Below are 19,661 nucleotides of genomic sequence, written 5' to 3' on the forward strand. Positions count from 1 at the left end.
CGTGCGTCAGTCGAGCGGTGCCGTGCGCTGCCACGGGTGCAGCTTCTCCAACTGCTCGGCCAGCTCCAGCAGGTCCGCCTCCGTGCCCGGACGGCCCACCAGCTGTACGGCGCAGGGGGCGCCCGAGGGCAGGGTGCCGAACGGGACGGACATCGCGGGCCAGCCCGTCAGGTTCCACGGCGGCGTCATCGGCGAGTAGTTGGTGTTGGCCAGGACGTTGGGCAGCCAGCCCCGCTCGTGCCACGGCACGGACCTGGGGGAGCGGCGGGCCAGGGCCGGGGTCAGCAGGACGTCGTGCTCGGTGAAGAAGGGGGTCAGCCGGCTTAGGAGGCGTTCGCGCTGCGCGCCGGTGCGTACTCCCCGTACGAAGCGGCGTCCGACGGCCGCGTGCACGCGGGTCCGCCGGGCCAGCCGCGCCGGGTCGAGGCCCTCGGCGTCCACCGCCGTGCCCGCCGTCCAGTGCTGGAGCGCGGTGACGCCGAGCGAGAGGGGGTACGGCGGATTTGCCCGCCGTACCTGGTGACCGGCCCCGGCCAGCACACCGGCCGCCTCACGGACCGCGGTCGTGTACGGCTTGGTGACGGCGACACCGGCCAGGGGGCTCCGTAGCGAGACCGCGATCGTGCGGGTCGCGGGCTCCTCCCGGTGTACGAACTCCTCCTGGGCGAGGATTGAGAGGACCAGGCGCAGATCCTCGACGGTGGTCGCCAGCGGTCCGTTCTCCGACATGCCGAACCAGTCGCCGTTGCCGATCCCGGCCGGCACCACCCCGTGGCCCGGCTTCAGCGTGACGAGGCCGCAGTTGGCCGCGGGTATGCGCAGCGAACCCATGCCGTCGTTGCCGAGGGCGACCGGGACCATCCCGGCGGCCACCGCGGCCGCGCTGCCACCCGAGGAGCCGCCCGCAGTCCGCGAGGTGTCCCACGGGTTGCGGGAGGTGCCGAGAGCGCCCTCCGTGGTGCCGAAGATGCACAGCTCGGGCACATTGGTCAGGCCCACCACCACCGCACCGGCCGCCCGCAGCCGGGCCACGGTGACATGGTCGTCGTCGGCCGGTGTGTCCGGGGTCGCGGCCGAGCCGATGAGGGTGGACTCGCCGCGCACGGCCAGATTGTCCTTGACCGCCACGGGCACGCCCGCCAGGGGGAGTTCGGCCAGATCGGAGCGGGCCGCCAGTTCGTCGGCGGCCACGAGCGCCGAGTCGGCCAGCACCTTGCGGAACGCGCCGACGCGGCCGTCGAGGCGCTCGATCCGCGCCAGGTGCTCCGCCAGCACCTCACGGGGCGTGGCCCGCTTCTCGCGTACGGCGGCGGCGATCTCGGCGGCGGTCCGGCCGATCCAGCTGGTCACGGGCGCTCCTGGGGAGGGTGCGGGGTGGTGCGCGGGCGCGTACCGGTCGGTACGTAGGGAGAACTGTGCACGGTCGCGCGCGGCGCGTCGAGAGGTCGTCGGCGGCGGGATGCCTGTCGAGCCGCCGGTCATCCCCCGCGCTCGACGTACGCCCGCAGGTCGGCGGGCAGCAACTCCGCGATGCGTGACCGTTCCGCAGGCTCTGCATCCGGGTCCCGCGCCAGCCGCAGCAGCCCGACGTGCGCGTCGGCGGGCTCGTGGGCCGCGATCAGCTTCTCGGCCGCCTGGATCCGCACGGTGACGGGCACGTCCTGGTCGGCGAGCACCGAACGCAGGACTTCCCGCGCCCGGTCGCGTGCCGAACGCCACCTCATGAGCCCGTCCGCCGCCAGGACACGGTGGCGGGCGTGTGCGTGTCCGTCCTCCACGACCCGGCGGTAGGCGGCCTCCGCCTCGCACCCGACGTCCAGCTGCACCCAGGCGGCAGCCACGCTCAGATGGGCCTCGGGGTCCGTCGTGCCGGGACCGGAGAGCGACCGCAGGACGGCCCGGCCCTCCTCGCCCAGGTCCTCGGCGAGCAGAGCGGCGGCCCGCGCGTGCCCATGGCACGGGCGACCGCAGTCAGGCCGTCGAGCACCGGTTCGAGAAGGGGGCGGCGCCAGCCGATCTCCTGTTCCTCACCCAGGTCGAGCCCCGGCTGCCGTCCGCCGGGAGCGACCGACATCAGCACCGTCTGGCCGTCGATCTCGACCGGGACCATCGTCTCCGCGCCCTCGTCCAGCCCCATGTCCCTTCCCCCGCGACCGACTTCAGCTTGATCTAGCGCGGGACCCCGGGCGTTCACGCGCGGGAGGAAGCGCTTCTCTGGATCGCTCTGACCCGCAGGTGTCCACGGGCCTGCACTGTTGACCTCAGCCAGGTCGCTTCTGGTTCTCGATGTACTCCTTGATGATCTCCAGCCGTGCTCCGCCGCACGAGGCGGCGAAGTACGAAGGTGACCAGAAGTGGTCACCCCACAGGTACTTGCGGATATGGGCTGGGAACTCCTGACGGAGGCGCCGGGCGGAGACACCTTTGAGGGAGCCGACCAGCCGGGACAAGGCGACTTTGGGCGGGTAGTGCACCAGCAGGTGGACGTGGTCCCTCTCCCCGTTGAACTCCACCAGCTCGGTGTTGAAGTCCGCGCACACGTCACGCATGACTTCCTCGCAGCGCCGAAGGATCTCATCAGTGAACGGGCCGCGCCGATACTTGGGTGTGAAGACCAAATGTGTCTGGAAGGTGTAGCCGCCTGTTCTGCCCCTGTGGATACCGGGGGTTTGGTTTCCCAGCGTGGTGACACAGGGCGATGATACGGTCACGTAAGTGAAACTCGTTGTGCAGGTGAAGCTGATGCCGGAGGCCGAGCAGGCCGCCGCGCTTCTCGCGACCCTGCGCACGGTCAACGAGGCCGCGAACTGGGTATCGGCGGTGGCGTTCGAGCAGGGTGTGCCGCGCGAGTACGAGTTGCGCAAGCACACCTACGCGGAGTTGAAGTCGCGGGGACTGGGGGCCCAGGCGGCCCAGCACACCATCAAGAAGGTCCGCGACGCCTACGCGACGCTCAAGGCCAACATCAAGGCCGGGAACCTTGGCAAACCGGGGTCGAAGCGGCGCCAGAAGGCCGAGTCCAAGCCCATCGCCTTTCGGTCCGAGGCAGCCCAGCCGTACGACGACCGGTGCCTGAGCTGGCAGTACGACGCGCAGACGGTGTCCATCTGGACCACCTCCGGACGCATCCGTGGTGTGCGGTTCGCCTGCTCCGCCGACGGCCTCAAGATGCTGCGCGAGCACCGACAGGGCGAATCGGATCTGGTGGAACGCGACGGCGTGTTCTACTTGATCGCCACCTGCGAGGTCCCCGAGGAGAAGAGTTACGAGCCCGACGGGTTCATCGGCGTCGACCTCGGCATCGTCAACATCGCCACCACGTCCACCGGCTACCAGGCCGCCGGGCGCGACCTGAACCGGCACCGCAAACGCCACGGCGATCTACGCGCCAAGCTCCAGCGCAAGGGCACCAAGTCCGCCAAGCGGCTACTGAAGAAGCGCAACCGGCGCGAGCAGCGCCATGTCTCCAACACCAACCACGTCATCGCGAAAACGATCGTGACCGAGGCTGAACGCACCTCGGCCGGAATCGCCCTGGAAGACCTGGGCGGCGTCCGGCAGAGGGTACGGCTCCGCAAGCCCCAACGGGTCACGCTCCACTCCTGGGCCTTCGCCCAGCTCGGAGAGTTCATCGCGTACAAGGCACGCCGCAAAGGCGTGCCCGTGGTTCACGTCGACCCTGCCCACACCTCACAGATGTGCTGCGAGTGCGGGCACGTCGACAAGAAGAACCGGGTCGACCAGGCCCTCTTCATCTGCCGGAACTGCGGGGTCGTTGCCCACGCGGACCGGAACGCTTCCCACAACATCGCCCAACGTGGCGCCGTGGTGTGGAACGCGGGGCGTGAGTCACGCGTCCCTGCCACCCCGTAAGGGGTGTCTGGACGGAGGAGTCCACCCAGCAGCCAGCTGGGCACTACCTCCAAGCCCGGTCCTTCAGGACCGGGTCAAGTTGACACGGACGGCTCATCGTGGCGAGCGGCGGCCGCGGTGCTGCCCCGGACCGTCAGGCGCGGCACCGGCACCCGCACCGCGTGCGCCGCGCCCCCGTCGAGCAGCGCGGTCAGCTCGCGTGCCGCCGTACGCCCGAACTCCCCGCTGTCCCGGGACAGCGCCGACAGCCACGGCTTGACCATGCGGCACAGCGCCGAGTCCTCCCAGGACACCACGGACACGTCCGCCGGGACCGAGAAGCCGAGTTCGGCGGCGGCGGCGACACCGGCGACCGCCATCACGTCGTTGTCGTAGATGAGGGCGGTCGGGGGAGGGGAGCCGCGCAGCACTCGGCGGGTCACCGCGGCGCCCTCCGCGTCCGAGTAGTCGGTGGTCACCGACGTCACGCCGGTCAGACCCCGCCGCTCGGCCTCGGCACGCAGCGTGCGGATACGGCGCTGGGTGTGCGCGAGCCCGGCCAGTCCGGCGATATGGACGATCCGGCGATGGCCCAGCGCGGTCAACTCGTCGACGACCGAGGCCATCGCGCCCGCGTCGTCCGCCCACACCGTCGACAGACCGGGGTGCCGCTCGTCGGGCGCGCCGCCGATCACCACGGCGGGCAGGCCGAGTTCGTCCAGCAGATCGGGACGCGGATCGTCCGCGCGCGGGTCCACGACGAGCACACCGTCCACCCGGTGCTCGGCCCACCAGCGCCGGTACACCGCGCACTCGTCGGCGACGTCCTCCACCACCTGGAACAGCAGTCCGAGATGACGCTCCGCCAGCACCTCCTGGATCCCGGCGACGAGCTGCAGGAAGAAGGAGTCCACACCGAGCGTGTGGGCGGGACGGGCCAGGACGAAGCCGACCGTGGCCGCGCCCTCCCCGGACAGCGCGCGGGCCGCCGCGCTGGGCCGCCAGCCCAGCTGTTCGGCGACCCGGCGCACCCGGTCACGGGTGACCTCGGAGACGCCCGGACGGCCGTTGAGCGCGAAGGACACCGCGCTCTCGGAGACACCGGCGCGCTGCGCGATGTCCTTCATCGTCGGCCGGCGGGCGGGGGAACGCTTGGCTGTCACGTTGCTCCCATTTCTGCGCGGATTGCAGCTAATGCGCTTGAGTACGAGAACCCTAAAGCGCATTAGCGATCCATGGCAAGTTTTCGGCCATGCTGTCTTGACCTGCACTAATGTCAGGAGAATTTCTTTAGCTGTGGCCAATCCATTGACTTCTCCCAAACGCCGCGGGCATGGTCGCTGGCGTCCCAGCCGCCAACGCCGCCAAGGGAGTCGTGTCACCGTGCCCACATCCCGCAGAGCCTTCGCCGCTGCCGCCGTCGCCGCCCTCGTCCTGCCGCTGAGTGCCTGCGGCTCCGGCGACGACGGCGGCGGATCGACCGACGCCTCCGGCAAGGTCGAGGGCGACATCACCTTCCAGACCTGGAATCTGCGCGCAAACTTCAAGCCCTACTTCGAGGGCGTGATCGCCGACTTCGAGAAGAAGTACCCCGGGACCCATGTGAAGTGGATCGACCAGCCCGCCGAGGGATACGCCGACAAGATCAGCGCCGACGCGGCGGGCGGCACCCTGCCCGACGTCGTCAACGTCTCACCGGACCTCGTCGCCCCGCTGGCCAGGGCGGGCCTCGCGCTCGACCTCGACAAGGCCGCCGCCCGGTACAAGTCCGAGTACCTGGACGGGGCCTGGGCGAGCCACCGGATACCGGGGACGAGCGGGACGTACGCCTTCCCCTGGTATCTGAACACCGGCCCGCTGTTCTACAACAAGTCCCTGTTCAAGAAGGCCGGGCTCGACCCGGAACAGCCCCCGAAGACCTACGACGAACTCTTCGCCGACGCCCTGAAGGTGGCCCGGCAGAGCGACGGCAAGGTCGCCACCCTCGCCAACGTGCCCACGATCGAGGACTTCGGGCGCTACGGCGTCGAGCTCATGAACCAGCAGGGCACCGGCTTCGCCTTCGACGACGCGAAGGGCGTCGAACTCCTCACCAAGTACAAGGAGTTGTACGACGCCAAGGCGCTCGACCCGCAGGCCCTGACCGCGACCCCGGAGTCCTCCGGCAAGAAGTTCCTCACCGAGGCCGTCGCCATGAACCCCGGCAGCGCCCTCGACCTCGGCAACTTCAAGAAGCAGGCGCCGAACCTGTACCGGAACATCGGCATCACCGACCAGATCACCAGCACCGGCCACGTCAACATGTATGTGATGGGCGTGATGGTCAACTCCCGCACCAAGCACCCGCCCGCGGCGGTCGCCTTCGCGCACTACGTCACCGACGCGCGGAACCAGATGTCCTTCGCCAAGAAGGTCGCCATCTTCCCGAGCACCGCCGGCTCGCTCGGCGACCCGTACTTCACCAAGGAGGACGGGACCGACGAGACGAAGGTGCGGATCGCCGCCGCCAAGTCCCTGAAGAACGCGGTCAATTACACGCCGGTGCTGTTCAGCGAGCAGATGAAGACCGCGCTGCGCAACGAGGTGGCCAAGGCGCTGCAGGGCAAGGAGAGCCCCAAGACGGCTCTTGACAACGCTGTCAAGGCCTGTGACCGGCTCCTCCAGCAGCAGGGCTGAACCGGCATGGCGGATCTCACGGCACGCTCCCGGGTGCGGCGCCAACTCCCCACCAGCCCATGGCTGTTCGCGGCCCCGGGGCTCCTCGTCACTGGCGCCTTCGTGCTCTACCCCTTCCTCTCCACCCTGCACAACTCCCTCACCGACCGGCGCACCCTGATCCCGGGCCGCTTCGTGGGCCTCGCCAACTTCCGCGAACTGCTCCACGACGACATGTTCTGGACCGGGCTGCGCAACAGCTCGCTCTACGTCCTCGGCGTCGTACCGGCACTGGTCGTCCTGCCGCTGCTGCTCGCCCTGCTGGTGCAGAAGAACATCCCCGGCATCACCTTCTTCCGGTCCGCCTTCTACACCCCGGTCGTCGCGTCGATCGTCGTGGTCGGGCTCATCTGGGTGTGGCTGCTGGACGAACGCGGACTGGTCAACTCCCTCCTGGAGACGCTCGGGATCGGCCGGGTCGGCTTCCTCAGCGACCAGTGGCTGCTCCTGCTGAGCGCCATGGCCGTCACGGTCTGGAAGGGCCTCGGCTACTACATGATCATCTATCTGGCCGCGCTGGCGAACGTCCCCCGCGAACTCCACGAAGCCGCGGCGGTGGACGGCGCGGGCCCCGTGCGCCGCTTCCTGAACGTCACCGTGCCCGCCGTGCGCTCGACCATGGTCCTGGTCGCCGCGCTCTCCTCGGTCGCCGCCTTCAAGGTGTTCTCCGAGGTCTATCTGATGGCGGGCCCGAGCGGCGGCCCGGCCGGCGAGGACACCACCCTCGTGATGCTCGTCCAGCGCACCGGCACCGGCCTGACCGGCCGCCTCGGCTACGCCTCCGCCCTGTCCGTCGTCGTCTTCGCCGTGACCGTCGTACTGATGCTGCTGGTCCTGTGCGCCGACCGGAGGGACGGGACATGAGCGTCATCGAGAAGGTACGACCCCCGCGGGCGCCCGCCGCCGCCCGCGAGACCCGGGTCACCGACGAGCACGGACGCCGCATCCGGGTGTGGGAACTGGCGCTCCGCTACACGCTGTTGCTCATCGTGCTCGCGCTCACCGTCGGACCGTTCCTGTGGCAGCTGTCCACCTCGCTCAAGGGCCCCACCGAGGACATCTTCAGCTCCCCGCCCACGTTCCTGCCCGGCCATCCCACCCTGCACAACTACGCGCGGGTCGCCGACACCATCCCCGTCTGGGACTACGCCCTCAACTCACTGAAGGTCGCCGGCGCCAACGTCGTGACCAACTGCGTCGGTTCGGCGCTCGCCGGGTACGCGCTGGCCCGGCTGCGCTACCGGGGCCGCGGGGTCGCCACCCTCGTCTTCGTCCTGGCGATGCTCGTCCCCGTCGAGGGCATCGTCATCGCCCAGTTCACCACCATGCGCGAACTCGGCCTCAACAACACCCTCATCGGCGTCGTCCTGCCCGGCTCCATCGGCGCCATGAACGTCCTGCTGATGCGCAACGCCTTCCGCAACCTGCCGTACGAGATCGAGGAGGCGGCCTTCGTCGACGGCGCGAGCGCCTGGCAAAGGTTCCTGCGGATCGCCCTGCCCTCGGTCAAGGGGACCCTCGCCGTCGTCGCGATCTTCGCCTTCATGGGCGCCTGGGACGACTTCCTGTGGCCGCTCATCGTGCTCAGCGACCCGTCCAGGTTCACCCTCACCATCGGACTCAACTATCTGCACGGCACCTTCGCGGGCGACGAACGGCTCGTCGCCGCCGGCACGGTCATCGCCGTGGCACCGCTCATCGCCCTCTTCGCCTGTCTCCAGCGGTACTTCTTCCGCGGGGTCGGCGAGGGCGCCGTCAAGGGCTGAACCCCGACCACCGCTCGCAAGGACACCGCATGCCTCCTGCCGTGCGCTTCGGCGTCAACTACACCCCGAGCGAAGGGTGGTTCCACCACTGGCTGGACTTCGACCTCGACTCCGTACGCGCCGACCTCGACTCGATCGCCGCACTGGGCCTGGATCACATCCGGGTCTTCCCGCTGTGGCCGTACTTCCAGCCGAACCGCACACTGATCCGGCCGCGTGCCGTGGAGCAACTCGTCGCGCTCGCCGACGCCGCCGACGAGCGCGGCCTCGACGTCAACGTGGACGGACTGCAGGGGCACTTGAGCAGCTTCGACTTCCTGCCCGCCTGGACGGGCACCTGGCACCGGCGCAACCTCTTCACGGACCCGGACGTGGTCGAGGCGGAGGCCGGCTATCTGCGGACCCTCGCGGCCGCCCTCGCCGACCGGCCCAACTTCATCGGGATGACGATCGGCAACGAGGTCAACCAGTTCGCCGCCGGGCCCCACCCCGACCCCGACCGCATCACCGCCGAGCAGGCGGCACGGTGGCTGTCCCGGCTCCTCGCCGCCTGCGCCGACGGTGCTCCCGGCCGGCTCCATCTGCACGCCTCGTACGACGCCGCCTGGTACCAGGACGACCAGCCGTTCACCCCGGAGCACTCGGCCCGCCTCGGCGGCGTCACCGCCGTGCACTCCTGGGTCTTCGACGGCACCGCCCAGCGCCACGGCCGTGCCTCCGTGCCGACCGAACACCACGCCACGTATCTGATCGAACTGAGCAAGGCCTGGGCCGACGACCCGCACCGGCCCGTGTGGCTCCAGGAGGTCGGCGCGCCCGCCCCGTTCATCCCGGCCGCGCACGCGCCTGCGTTCACCGAGGCCACCGTAGCGAACGCGCTGGACTGCCCCGATCTGTGGGGCATCACCTGGTGGTGCTCCCACGACGTCTCCCGCACGCTCGCCGACTTCCCCGAACTCGAATACGCACTGGGCCTGTTGACCAACGACCGACGGCCCAAGGACATCGCGCGCGTGCTGGCGGCCGCCGCTCGCGCACCCCGGGCCGCACCCACTGCCCGCGCTACGGCACTCGTCGTACCCGCCGACCCGGCCCACCGCTCCCGGTGCGCCCCCGGCGGACCCGTCTTCGATGCCTTCTTCCGGCTGGTGGCCGACGGCGCCCGCCCCACCACCGTCCTCGACTCCCGCGCGGACGACAAGGACCACCTCGCCGCCCGCGGCATCACCGAAGTCGTCACTCCCGACCAGGTACTCCCCACCCCACAAGGAGGCACCCGCTCGTGAACCCCACCCGACGCACCGTCCTGATCGCCGCCGGCGCGGCGGCCCTGACGCCGTCCCTGCCCGGCGCCGCGGCCCCGAAGGCCGGCGCCGCGACCCAGCCGTACGCCTCCTACTGGTACCCGGACTCGTTCCCCTCGGGCACCCCGGACACCGGCGTCACCTGGCGCAGCCTGAAGAGCTGGCGGGCCGCCGACGACCCCGACCTCGCCTTCAACGCGGCCACGGTGCCGCTCGCCGCCCGCTTCACCCCGACCGCGGCCAACACCACCGCCCGCTCGGGCCAGGCCCGCGTCCAGGCGCTGGTCGCCTTCGGGCCCACGTCGAGCAACCCGTCCCAGGGCTCCGCCACCGCCGACTACTACGCCCTCACCCACTGGGCGTACCTGGACGAACTCGTCTTCTGGGGCGGCTCGGCGGGCGAGGGACTGATCCTCGCCCCGAACGCGCCGATCGTGGACGCCGCCCACCGGCACGGCGTGCCCGTCCTCGGCAACATCTTCCTGCCGCCCGTCGCCTACGGCGGTCAGCTCCAGTGGACCCGCGACCTCGTCCAGAAGGACTCCACCGGGCACTACCCGCTGGCCGCGCAGCTCGTGGCCGTGGCGGCGGCCCACGGCTTCGACGGTTGGTTCGTGAACGCCGAGACGGGCGGCGGGAACAGCGCCCTGGGCTCCGCCATGCTCGGATTCGTACGGGAGCTGAAGTTGCTCGCCGCGGCGCAGGGGCAGCGGGTCACCTGGTACGACGCCATGACCGTGAACGGGAGCGTGAGCTGGCAGGGGGCGCTCGACAGCCGGAACCAGGCGTTCTTCCAGGCCGCCGACGACATGTTCGTCGACTTCCGCTGGAGCTCGGGCACGCTCGCCTCCTCGGGGCGCAAGGCCGTCCAACTGGGGCGCAGCCGCTATGAGTTGTGGGCGGGCGTCGATGTCGAGTCAGGCGGCTCGAACACCTCGGTGAACTGGGACGCGATCGTGCCGACCGGGAAGACACACGTCACCTCGATCGGCTTCTACCGGCCCGAGTGGACGCGCAACCATCTGCCGGCGGGGCGCACCCCGGGCGACTTCCACGCCGCCGACGACCGGTTCTGGACCGGGCGGTCGCTGGATCCGTCGCGGCCGGACGGGAGCGACCCGTGGCGGGCGCCGGCGGTGTCGGTCGCGGACCGTTCGACCGTGTCGTCGGTGCCGTTCGCGAGCGTCTTCAACACCGGGCACGGGCTGCGCTGGTACCAGGACGGAGCGGTCGCCTCGGACACGCCGTGGAACCACCTCGGCCTCCAGGACCGGCTGCCGTCCCGCCGATGGGTGGTGCGCGCGAGGGGGCAGCGGCCGACCGTCACCTTCGACTTCGCGGACGCGTGGCGGGGCGGCAGCAGTGTGCTGGTGGACGGTGAACTGGATCAACCGGTCGTGCTGGACCTGTATGCGACACGGCTGCCGATCACTGTTGACACGGTTGTCGAGCTGACGCATCGGGCCGACGCTGGGGGTGTGAACGTCGAGCTCGCTGTTGCCACCGCCGAGCCGGGCGGCGCCGGTGCGACACTGCCGTACGCCTACCTGCCTGTGAACTCGGTCAACGCCTGGCACACGTCGACGGTACGGCTCACCGGCCTGTCCGGGACGATCCACGCCCTCGGTATCCGTCTCACCGTCCCGGGCGGCGGCTCCGTGCGCTGGCGGCTGGGCGGCCTCGCCGTCCACGACACCGCCGCGACCCCGGCTGCCCCCGCCGACCTGCGGATCACTGCCGCCTCCGGGGGCGACCTGCGCTTCGCCTGGGGCGCCGCTCCCGGCCCCGTACGCCACTACGAGCTCCACCGCCTCCTGCCCGACGGCACCCGCCGTTTCCTCGGCGGTACCTGTCAGCGCGCCTACCACGTGGCCGGTCTGCAACCCGCACCGGGAGAGACGACCGCACGATTCGAAATGCGCTCGGTGGGGGAGCTGTACAACGCCTCGCCTCCCGTGACCGTCACCCACACCTGGTAATCACCGGAACCCAGCAGGGAGCACCCCGCATGCATGACGACCGCAGCCTGGTCGAAGCCCGACTGAGGCGCGTCCTCGACGAACGCGTCCGCCCCGCCGTGTACCCCGAGTCCGTGCCCCTCCAGGTCGCGGTGTGGCACGCGCCCGGCGAACCCGTACCGGTCGACGAGGGGCTCACGGCCGAGCCCGAGCCGATCGCGGTCGGCGACCGGTGGGGTGCGCCCTGGGGCACCAGCTGGTTCCGCGTGACCGGGACCGTGCCCGAGGCCTGGGCCGGAAAGACCGTCGAAGCCCTCCTCGACCTCGGCTTCGACGAGAACATGCCCGGCTTCCAGTGCGAGGGCCTGGTCTATCGGCCCGACGGCACCCCGGTGAAGGGCCTCAACCCCCGCAACCAGTGGGTGCGCGTCGGCGCGCCCGTCGAGGGCGGCGAGGAGATACGGCTGCACATCGAGGCGGCCTCCAACCCCGTCATCCTCGACTACCACCCCTTCCGGCCCACGCAGTTGGGCGACAAGGAGACCGCGGGCAGCGAACCGCAGTACACCCTCGCCCGCATGGACCTCGCGGTCTTCGACGAGACCGTGTGGCAGCTGGTGATCGACCTGGAGGTGCTCGGCGAGCTGATGGCCGAGCTGCCCGTGGAGTCGGCCCGCCGCTGGGACATCCTGCGCGCGCTGGAGCGGGCGCTCGACGCCATCGACCTCCAGGACGTCAATGGCTCGGCGGCGCGGGCCCGTTCATGCCTCACCGAGGTCCTCTCCGCTCCCGCCGTCCCCTCCGCCCACCGCATCAGCGCCGTCGGCCACGCGCACATCGACTCGGCGTGGCTGTGGCCGCTGCGCGAGACGGTCCGCAAGGTCGCCCGTACGACCGCCAACATGACCGCGCTCCTGGAGGACGAACCCGACTTCGTCTTCGCCATGTCGCAGGCCCAGCAGTGGGCATGGGTGAAGGAGCACCGGCCCGAGGTATGGGCGCGGGTGAAGAAGGCGGTGGCGGACGGTCGGTTCGTGCCGGCCGGTGGCATGTGGGTGGAATCGGACACCAACATGCCCGGCTCGGAGGCGATGGCCCGTCAGTTCGTGCACGGCAAGCGGTTCTTCCTCGACGAGTTCGGCATCGAGAACGACGAGGCCTGGCTGCCCGACACCTTCGGCTTCGCCGCGGGGCTGCCGCAGATCATCAGGGCCGCGGGCGCCAAGTGGCTGCTCACGCAGAAGATCTCCTGGTCGCAGACCAACAAGTTCCCGCACCACACCTTCCAGTGGGAGGGCATCGACGGCACGCGGATCTTCACGCACTTCCCGTCCGTCGACACCTACAACTGCTCCATGCGCGGCGCCGAGATCGCCCACGCGGCCCGCAACTTCAAGGACAAGGGATCCGCCCGGCACTCCCTCGCGCCCACCGGCTGGGGAGACGGAGGCGGTGGCACGACCCGCGAGATGGTCGCCAAGGCCGCCAGACTGCGCGACCTGGAGGGCTCGGCGACGGTCGTCTGGGAGAGCCCCGGAGCCTTCTTCGAGAAGGCGGAGGCCGAGTACGCCCATCCGCCCGTCTGGGTCGGTGAGCTCTACCTCGAACTCCACCGCGCCACCCTCACCAGCCAGGCGCGGACCAAGCAGGGCAACCGCCGCAGCGAACACCTCCTGCGCGAGGCGGAGCTGTGGGCGGCGACCGCTGCCGTGCGCACCGGATTCCCTTACCCGTACGAAGAGTTGGACCGTATCTGGAAGACGGTCCTGCTGCACCAGTTCCATGACATCCTGCCCGGTTCCTCCATCGCCTGGGTGCACCGCGAGGCCCGTGCCACGTACGACCGTCTCGCCGCCGAGCTCGACGCGATCATCGACGCGGCCCAGCGGGCCCTGGCCGGCGAGGGGCCGACCCCCCTCGCCTTCAACGCGGCCCCGCACGCCAGGGCCGGTATCCCGGCGGGCGGCGCGGGCACCCCGGTGACCGAGGGCGGGACGACCCTGGCAGCCGGCCCGGACGGCGGACACGTGCTGGACAACGGCCTGCTGCGGATCGTGATCGACGCCCACGGCCTGGTCGTGTCGGTGTACGACATCGAGGCCGACCGCGAGACGGTCGCCCCGGGCCGGGCGGCGAACCTCCTGCAACTCCACCCGGACTTCCCGAACATGTGGGACGCCTGGGACGTCGACGCCTTCTACCGCAACACGGTCACCGACCTCACGGACACCGACGAGGTGACCGAGGGGGAGGACGGCCGGTCGGTGCGGATCGTACGGTCCTTCGGCGCCTCCCGGGTCACCCAGATGCTGTCGCTGCCGCCGGGCGAGCGGCGGCTGGTCCTCGACACCGAGGTCGACTGGCACGAGACGGAGAAGTTCCTCAAGCTGGCCTTCCCGCTGGACCTGCACGCCGAACGGTATGCGTCCGAGACCCAGTTCGGGCACTTCCACCGGCCCACCCACACCAACACCTCCTGGGAGGCGGCCAAGTTCGAGGCCTGCAACCACCGCTTCGTCCATCTGGAGGAGCCAGGGTGGGGAGTCGCGGTCGTCAACGACTCGACGTACGGCCATGACGTCACCCGTACCGTGCGCACCGACGGCGACCGCGGTACGACCACCACGGTGCGCGTCTCCCTGCTGCGTGCCCCGCGCTTCCCCGACCCCGAGACCGACCAGGGCGTCCACCGTTTCCGGCACGCGCTGGTACCGGGCGCGGGCATCGGCGACGCGGTCCGCGAGGGCTGGCGGATCAACCTCCCGGAACGCAGGCTGACCGGCGCCCACGAGGTCGCTCCGCTCGTCACGGTGGACGACGACGCGGTCGTGATCACGGCGGTGAAACTCGCGGACGACGGCAGCGACGACGTGGTGGTGCGCCTGCACGAGGCCCACGGCGGGCGGGCCAGGCCGACGCTGAAGGCGGGCTTCGAGGTCGCGGACGTCACGGCCACGGACCTGTTGGAGCGGCCTTGGGACGAGGGGGCGGCCCCGGAGCGGGACGGCGATCGCGTCACCGTACGGCTGCGCCCGTTCGAACTGGTGACGTTGAGGCTTTCCCTGGCGCGGGCCCACCTACGATGATGTGCCGATGAGACGAACAAGGGTCCCCGACAACTCCTGGGCCGCGGAGCCCGATCCCCTGCTCGCCCTCGCCCGACGGGAGTTGACGTTCTACGCGCGGACCTGTGACCGGTCCAGGAGGCTGCACCACGTCACCGAGCTCGGCGCTCTCCTCACCACGTCGGTGACGGTCGTGGCGGCCGGTCTGCATGCTCCCGCCTGGCTGACCGCGCTGATCGCGGGCGGCGCCGTGTTCTTCACCGGCATGCGTCAGCTGTACGGCGCCGGCTCGCGCTGGGTGCTGGCCGCGCAGGCGCGCGAAACCCTGCGCCGGGCGATCGACCGCTACCTCCTCCTGCCCGAGTCCGAACGCGACACCGAGGCCCGGCAGGCGCTGCAGACGGTGGTCGAGGAGGTCGGGGCGAATGAGTTGCGGGCGTGGTCCGAGGCGCGGGGAGGGCGCCCGGAGCCGCCGGTGCCCGCGGTGGGAGGCTGAGCGGATGCGGGCGGGTCAGGGCCCCAGTTGGGCTCTGAGCCACTCCTCCACCTCGCACACGTGTGCGGCCGCCGCCGCGCGGGCCGCGTCCGGGTCGCGGGCGGCCAGGGCGCGGTGGATCGCCGCGTGTTCGCGGCGGGTGCGGGCGAACGCGCCCTCTTCCTGGTAGCCGCGCCAGACGCGGGCGCGGAAGGTGCGGGAGGACAGGCCCTCCAGGATCGCCGCCATGGTGTCGTTGCCCGCGGCGGCCGCGATCTCGCGGTGGAAGGCGAGGTCGTGGGCGAGGATCTCCTCGGGGTCGTCGGTGGCGTTCATCGCCGTCAGATGCTTCTCCACCTCGGCGAGCCGGTCCGGGGTGATGCGCGCGGCGGCCAGGGCGGTCGCCGTGGACTCCAGGATCCGGCGCACCTCCAGCAGTTCGACCAGACGCGGGCCCCGGGAGAGGTCGGCGACCACCCCGAAGGTCTCCAGGAGGTCGCCCGCCTCCAGCGCGGTCACATAGATCCCGGATCCGTGCCGGGCCTCCAGGACGCCCAGCACCGTCAGCGCGCGGATCGCCTCACGCATCGAGCTGCGGGAAATGCCCAGCTGGGCGGCTAGATCCCGCTCGGTGGGCAGACGCTGGCCCGGCTCGAGGCTGCCGTCGGCGATCATCGCCTTGATCCGCTCGATGGCGCGCTGCGTCACGGTGCCCTTCTGCGGGGCTTCTTCCTCCACGCCATTCCTCCAGTCGCCGAGTGCGTCGCAGTCTAACCACCAAGGTGGTCCGACCACTACGGGCAAGAAGCGGCGAAATCTGCGTTCGCGGGCTGTTGTGCCAAGGGAATGGTCTGATAAGTATGCGGGCATCTGCTCGAACACGCTCGATGAGGAGCTGTCAGATGCCCGGCAGAACACTGAGGAAACCGAGGAAGCGGAACAGGACCCGGATCATCGGCGTGGCGGCCCTCACCGTCGGCGCCTCGCTCGTACTCGCCGCTTGCGGCAGCACCAAGGACGACGGCGCCACGGGTGCCAAGGGCGGCGGCACCGGCAAGGTCGGGGTGATCCTGCCCCTGCTGACCTCGCCGTTCTGGCAGTCGTACAACGACTACGTGCCGAAGATGGCCACGTCGGAAGGCGTCGACGCGCTGAAGACCGTCAACTCCAACAGCGACGCCTCGCAACAGATCACCGACATCAACAACGAGCTCACCCAGGGCGTCAGCGGCCTGGTCGTCGCCCCGCTGGACAGCGCCGCCATCGAGGCCGGACTCGACCAGGCCGACCGCAAGGGAGTGCCGGTCGTCGCAGTCGACGTCGCGCCCGACAAGGGCAAGGTCGCCATGGTCGTCCGCGCCGACAACGTCGCCTACGGCACCAAGGCCTGCGACTACCTCGGCAAGCACATCACCGGCGGCAAGGTCGTGCAGATCATGGGCGACCTCGCCTCGGTCAACGGCCGTGACCGCTCCGAGGCCTTCCGGACCTGCGTGAAGAAGAACTACCCGAAGCTCAAGGTGCTGGAGATCCCCGCCAAGTGGGAGTCCGACACCGCGGCCTCCGAGCTCGACACGCTCCTCAACGCCAACCCCGACATCAAGGGCATCTACCTGCAGGCGGGCGGGGTGTATCTGGCGCCCACCCTGCAGACCCTCAAGTCGAAGAACATGCTCAAGGCGGCGGGCCAGAAGGGCCACATCGCCATCGTCTCCAACGACGGCATCCCGCAGGAGTACGACGCCATCCGCAAGGGCGAGATCGACGCCACCGTCTCCCAGCCGGCCGACGCCTACGCCAAGTACGGCATGTACTACATCAAGGCGGCGATGGAGGGGAAGACGTTCCGGCCCGGCCCCACCGACCACGACTCGACGATCGTCAAGCTGCCCAGCGGCATCCTCGAGGACCAGTTGCCCGCGCCCCTGGTCACCAAGGACAACGTCGACGACCCGAAGCTGTGGGGCAACACGGTCCAATGAGCGCACCCGAGAACGCGCCGCTGGTGGAGGCACGCGGCATCGTCAAGCGCTACGGCCCCACCCTCGCCCTCGCCGACGGCCGCCTCACCGTGCTGCCCGGCGAGTCCCACGCCCTGGTCGGCCGCAACGGCGCGGGCAAGTCCACCCTTGTGGGCGTCCTCACCGGCCTCCAGGCGCCGGACGAGGGCACGGTCCGCTTCGACGGCCGGCCCGCGCCCCCGCTCGGCGACCGCGACGCCTGGCGGAGCAAGGTCGCCTGCGTCTACCAGAAGCCCACGGTCGTACCGGAGTCGACGGTTGCCGAGAACCTCTTCATCAACCGCCAGCCGCTCAACCGGGGTTTCATCAGCTGGCGCAGGCTGAAGACCGAGGCCGCCGAACTCCTCGACACCTGGGACGTCCATGTCGACCCCGAGGACCGCACCGCCGACCTCAAGGTCGAGGACCGTCAAATGGTCGAGATCGCACGGGCGTTGAGCTTCGGCGCCCGGTTCATCGTGCTCGACGAGCCGACCGCCCAGCTCGACAACCGTGAGATCGAGCGGCTGTTCAGTCGCATGCGGGCGCTCCAGGACTCCGGCGTCACCTTCCTGTTCATCTCCCACCACCTCCAGGAGGTGTACGAGGTCTGCCAGACCGTCACCGTGCTGCGCGACGCCCGCTGGATCACCACCGCCCCCGTCGCCGACCTGCCCAGGGCGGCCCTGGTGGAGGCGATGGCGGGGGAGACGGTCACCCGGTACGACCACGCGCGCGCCACCGTCGCCGCCGATTCCCCCGTCGTGCTCGACGTGCGCGGCCTCCACTCCGCCGCGTACCGGGACGTCGACCTCACCGTTCGCGCCGGTGAGGTCGTCGGACTCGCCGGAACCAGCGGCAGCGGCAAGATCGAGCTCGCCGAGTCGCTCGCCGGACTGCACACCCCGAGCGGCGGGTCGGCCCGGATCGACGGGAAGGCGCTCCCCTTCGGCGACGTGCGGGCCGCGCTGACGGCGGGCGTCGGCTGTGTCCCCCGCGACCGGCACGAACAGGGCCTCGTCCCCTCCATGACCATCGGCGACAACACCACCATGAGCGTCCTGGACCGGCTCGGCCGTCACGGCTTCGTCGGCACCCGGCGCAGGCGCGGCTTCGCCACCGAGCTGATCGAGCGCCTCGACATCCACACCGAGGGCCCCGAACAGCCCGTCGCCGACCTCTCCGGCGGCAACGCGCAGAAGGTCGTCATGGCCCGCGCGCTCGCCTCCGACCCCCGCCTCCTCGTCCTCATCAACCCCACCGCCGGCGTCGACGTGAAGTCCAAGGAGTCCCTGCTGGCCCGCATGGACGGCGCCCGCGAGGACGGCACCGCCGTGCTCGTCGTCTCCGACGAACTCGACGACCTGCGCCGCTGCGACCGCGTCCTCGTCCTCTTCCACGGCCGCGTCGTCGCCGAGCACCCGGCCGGCTGGCGCGACCACGAGCTGATCGCCTCCATCGAAGGAGTGGACCATGGCTGACACCAAGGCCCCACCGCTCACCCCGGTACGCTCCGCCGACCCGTGGGCGGCCAGGGCCGTACTGATTCGCCGGGCCCGCGAACTCGCCCTCGTACCCGCCCTGTTGCTGCTCATGGCGCTCGGTGCGGCGGTCAACGACTCGTTCCTGACCGAGCGCAACCTCGTCTCCGTCCTCGGCGCCTCCGCCGCGCTGGCGATGGTCGTGCTCGCCGAGTCGCTGGTGCTCATCACCGGAAAGTTCGACCTGTCCCTGGAGTCGGTCGTCGGCATCGCGCCCGCCGTCGGAGCGCTTCTGGTGCTGCCCTCCGCCCAGTCCGGCTGGGGCACCGAACTCCCGGCACCGCTCGCGCTGTTCGCCGTCCTCCTCGTCGGCGCGGCCGTCGGTGCCTTCAACGGCATCCTGGTCGTCAAGTTCCGGCTCAACGCGTTCATCGTCACGCTCGCGATGCTGATCGTGCTGCGCGGACTGCTGGTCGGCGCGACCAAGGGCAAGACGCTCTTCGGCATGCCGGACAGCTTCTACTCGCTGGCGACCACCACCTTCCTCTCCGTCCCGATGTCGGTGTGGCTCGCCGCCGTCGCCTTCGCCGCCGCCGGGTTCGTACTGAAGTACCACCGTGTCGGCCGCGCCCTGTACGCCATCGGTGGCAACGCGGACGCGGCCCGGGCGGCCGGCATCCGGGTCGAGCGCGTGATGCTCGGCGTGTTCGTCGTCGCGGGGGTCCTCGCCTCGGTCGGCGGGATCATGCAGACCGGCTATGTCGGCGCGATCAGCGCCAACCAGGGCAACAACATGATCTTCACCGTGTTCGCGGCGGCCGTGATCGGCGGCATCGGCCTGGACGGCGGCAAGGGCACCATGTCCGGCGCGCTCACCGGCGTACTCCTGTTGGGTGTCGTACAGAACCTGCTCACCCTCGCCCAGGTGCCGTCGTTCTGGATCCAGGCCATCTACGGCGGGATCATCCTCGTCGCCCTCATGATCGCCCGCGTGACGACGGGCCGGGCCCAGGACTGACCCCCCGCCCGCCCCCTCCTCACCGAC

General features: G+C 70.6%; 17 protein-coding genes. 11 read left to right on the forward strand and 6 right to left on the reverse strand.

Translation table 11 applies throughout. The features are described 5' to 3' along the window. Positions 1 to 6: 6 nt before the first annotated feature. The 4 genes from N8I87_RS35385 to tnpA form a co-directional block, all read right to left on the reverse strand. On the reverse strand, positions 7 to 1,350 hold the full coding sequence (locus tag N8I87_RS35385; protein WP_263214882.1) for an amidase: 1,344 nt from the start codon (positions 1,348 to 1,350) through the stop codon (positions 7 to 9). A 128-nt stretch (positions 1,351 to 1,478) separates the two neighbouring features. Next, positions 1,479 to 1,841: a hypothetical protein gene (locus N8I87_RS35390; protein ID WP_263214884.1), complete on the reverse strand. Its 363-nt coding sequence runs from the start codon at positions 1,839 to 1,841 to the stop codon at positions 1,479 to 1,481. 2 nt (positions 1,842 to 1,843) lie between these two features. Further along, a complete protein-coding gene (locus N8I87_RS35395; RefSeq protein WP_263214886.1) occupies positions 1,844 to 2,137 on the reverse strand; it encodes a hypothetical protein in 294 nt (97 codons plus the stop codon). Positions 2,138 to 2,261: 124 nt separating this feature from the next. Further along, positions 2,262 to 2,660, reverse strand: a complete 399-nt coding sequence (gene tnpA, locus N8I87_RS35400; protein ID WP_263216820.1) for an IS200/IS605 family transposase — start codon at positions 2,658 to 2,660, stop codon at positions 2,262 to 2,264. Between the two features lie 82 nt (positions 2,661 to 2,742). Here tnpA and N8I87_RS35405 point away from each other — a divergent pair, with 82 nt between their 5' ends. Continuing rightward, positions 2,743 to 3,873, forward strand: a complete 1,131-nt coding sequence (locus N8I87_RS35405) for an RNA-guided endonuclease InsQ/TnpB family protein (protein ID WP_411577403.1) — start codon at positions 2,743 to 2,745, stop codon at positions 3,871 to 3,873. Between the two features lie 74 nt (positions 3,874 to 3,947). On the opposite strand, the gene N8I87_RS35410 is transcribed toward N8I87_RS35405, so the two are convergent. Then, positions 3,948 to 5,015, reverse strand: coding sequence for a LacI family DNA-binding transcriptional regulator (locus N8I87_RS35410; protein ID WP_263214889.1), 1,068 nt, complete (start codon positions 5,013 to 5,015; stop codon positions 3,948 to 3,950). Positions 5,016 to 5,235: 220 nt separating this feature from the next. Here N8I87_RS35410 and N8I87_RS35415 point away from each other — a divergent pair, with 220 nt between their 5' ends. The 7 genes from N8I87_RS35415 to N8I87_RS35445 are packed head-to-tail and all read left to right on the forward strand — an operon-like array spanning position 5,236 to position 15,156. Next, positions 5,236 to 6,528 (forward strand): ABC transporter substrate-binding protein, encoded by a 1,293-nt coding sequence (locus N8I87_RS35415; protein WP_263214890.1) that lies wholly within the window; start codon positions 5,236 to 5,238, stop codon positions 6,526 to 6,528. 6 nt (positions 6,529 to 6,534) lie between these two features. Next, a complete protein-coding gene (locus N8I87_RS35420; RefSeq protein WP_263214892.1) occupies positions 6,535 to 7,431 on the forward strand; it encodes a carbohydrate ABC transporter permease in 897 nt (298 codons plus the stop codon). Continuing rightward, positions 7,428 to 8,333, forward strand: coding sequence for a carbohydrate ABC transporter permease (locus N8I87_RS35425; protein WP_263214894.1), 906 nt, complete (start codon positions 7,428 to 7,430; stop codon positions 8,331 to 8,333). The genes N8I87_RS35420 and N8I87_RS35425 overlap by 4 nt, the downstream gene beginning before the upstream one ends. A 29-nt stretch (positions 8,334 to 8,362) precedes the next feature. After that, entirely contained in the window at positions 8,363 to 9,619 is a 1,257-nt protein-coding gene (locus tag N8I87_RS35430; protein ID WP_263214896.1) for a glycoside hydrolase 5 family protein, read from the forward strand. Continuing rightward, entirely contained in the window at positions 9,616 to 11,616 is a 2,001-nt protein-coding gene (locus N8I87_RS35435) for an endo-beta-N-acetylglucosaminidase (protein WP_263214898.1), read from the forward strand. Before N8I87_RS35430 ends, N8I87_RS35435 begins: the two co-directional genes overlap by 4 nt. 29 nt (positions 11,617 to 11,645) lie before the next feature. Beyond that, positions 11,646 to 14,681 (forward strand): alpha-mannosidase, encoded by a 3,036-nt coding sequence (locus N8I87_RS35440; protein ID WP_263214900.1) that lies wholly within the window; start codon positions 11,646 to 11,648, stop codon positions 14,679 to 14,681. A gap of 7 nt (positions 14,682 to 14,688) precedes the next feature. Further along, a complete protein-coding gene (locus N8I87_RS35445; protein ID WP_263214901.1) occupies positions 14,689 to 15,156 on the forward strand; it encodes a DUF4231 domain-containing protein in 468 nt (155 codons plus the stop codon). A gap of 15 nt (positions 15,157 to 15,171) precedes the next feature. Here the strand turns inward: N8I87_RS35445 and N8I87_RS35450 are convergent, their stop codons facing one another. After that, positions 15,172 to 15,873, reverse strand: coding sequence for a FadR/GntR family transcriptional regulator (locus N8I87_RS35450; RefSeq protein ID WP_263214902.1), 702 nt, complete (start codon positions 15,871 to 15,873; stop codon positions 15,172 to 15,174). 164 nt (positions 15,874 to 16,037) lie between these two features. Here N8I87_RS35450 and N8I87_RS35455 point away from each other — a divergent pair, with 164 nt between their 5' ends. The 3 genes from N8I87_RS35455 to N8I87_RS35465 are packed head-to-tail and all read left to right on the forward strand — an operon-like array spanning position 16,038 to position 19,634. Then, on the forward strand, positions 16,038 to 17,117 hold the full coding sequence (locus N8I87_RS35455) for a sugar ABC transporter substrate-binding protein (RefSeq protein ID WP_263214904.1): 1,080 nt from the start codon (positions 16,038 to 16,040) through the stop codon (positions 17,115 to 17,117). After that, positions 17,114 to 18,616 carry a sugar ABC transporter ATP-binding protein gene (locus tag N8I87_RS35460; protein ID WP_263214905.1) on the forward strand — a complete coding sequence of 501 codons (1,503 nt, stop codon included), beginning with the start codon at positions 17,114 to 17,116 and terminating at the stop codon, positions 18,614 to 18,616. The genes N8I87_RS35455 and N8I87_RS35460 overlap by 4 nt, the downstream gene beginning before the upstream one ends. Beyond that, positions 18,609 to 19,634: an ABC transporter permease gene (locus tag N8I87_RS35465; protein ID WP_263214906.1), complete on the forward strand. Its 1,026-nt coding sequence runs from the start codon at positions 18,609 to 18,611 to the stop codon at positions 19,632 to 19,634. Before N8I87_RS35460 ends, N8I87_RS35465 begins: the two co-directional genes overlap by 8 nt. Positions 19,635 to 19,661 lie beyond the last annotated feature (27 nt).

This window comes from Streptomyces sp. HUAS 15-9, assembly GCF_025642155.1.
GTDB lineage: Bacteria > Actinomycetota > Actinomycetes > Streptomycetales > Streptomycetaceae > Streptomyces.

Bases quoted from the DNA above. Each gene is read 5' to 3' on its own strand.
- N8I87_RS35395 (WP_263214886.1), bottom strand. From the start codon at position 2,137: ATGGGGCTGGACGAGGGCGCGGAGACGATGGTCCCGGTCGAGATCGAC.
- N8I87_RS35405 (WP_411577403.1), top strand. From the start codon at position 2,743: ATGCCGGAGGCCGAGCAGGCCGCCGCGCTTCTCGCGACCCTGCGCACG.
- N8I87_RS35420 (WP_263214892.1), top strand. From the start codon at position 6,535: ATGGCGGATCTCACGGCACGCTCCCGGGTGCGGCGCCAACTCCCCACC.
- N8I87_RS35425 (WP_263214894.1), top strand. From the start codon at position 7,428: ATGAGCGTCATCGAGAAGGTACGACCCCCGCGGGCGCCCGCCGCCGCC.
- N8I87_RS35430 (WP_263214896.1), top strand. From the start codon at position 8,363: ATGCCTCCTGCCGTGCGCTTCGGCGTCAACTACACCCCGAGCGAAGGG.
- N8I87_RS35440 (WP_263214900.1), top strand. From the start codon at position 11,646: ATGCATGACGACCGCAGCCTGGTCGAAGCCCGACTGAGGCGCGTCCTC.
- N8I87_RS35445 (WP_263214901.1), top strand. From the start codon at position 14,689: ATGAGACGAACAAGGGTCCCCGACAACTCCTGGGCCGCGGAGCCCGAT.
- N8I87_RS35455 (WP_263214904.1), top strand. From the start codon at position 16,038: ATGCCCGGCAGAACACTGAGGAAACCGAGGAAGCGGAACAGGACCCGG.
- N8I87_RS35460 (WP_263214905.1), top strand. From the start codon at position 17,114: ATGAGCGCACCCGAGAACGCGCCGCTGGTGGAGGCACGCGGCATCGTC.
- N8I87_RS35465 (WP_263214906.1), top strand. From the start codon at position 18,609: ATGGCTGACACCAAGGCCCCACCGCTCACCCCGGTACGCTCCGCCGAC.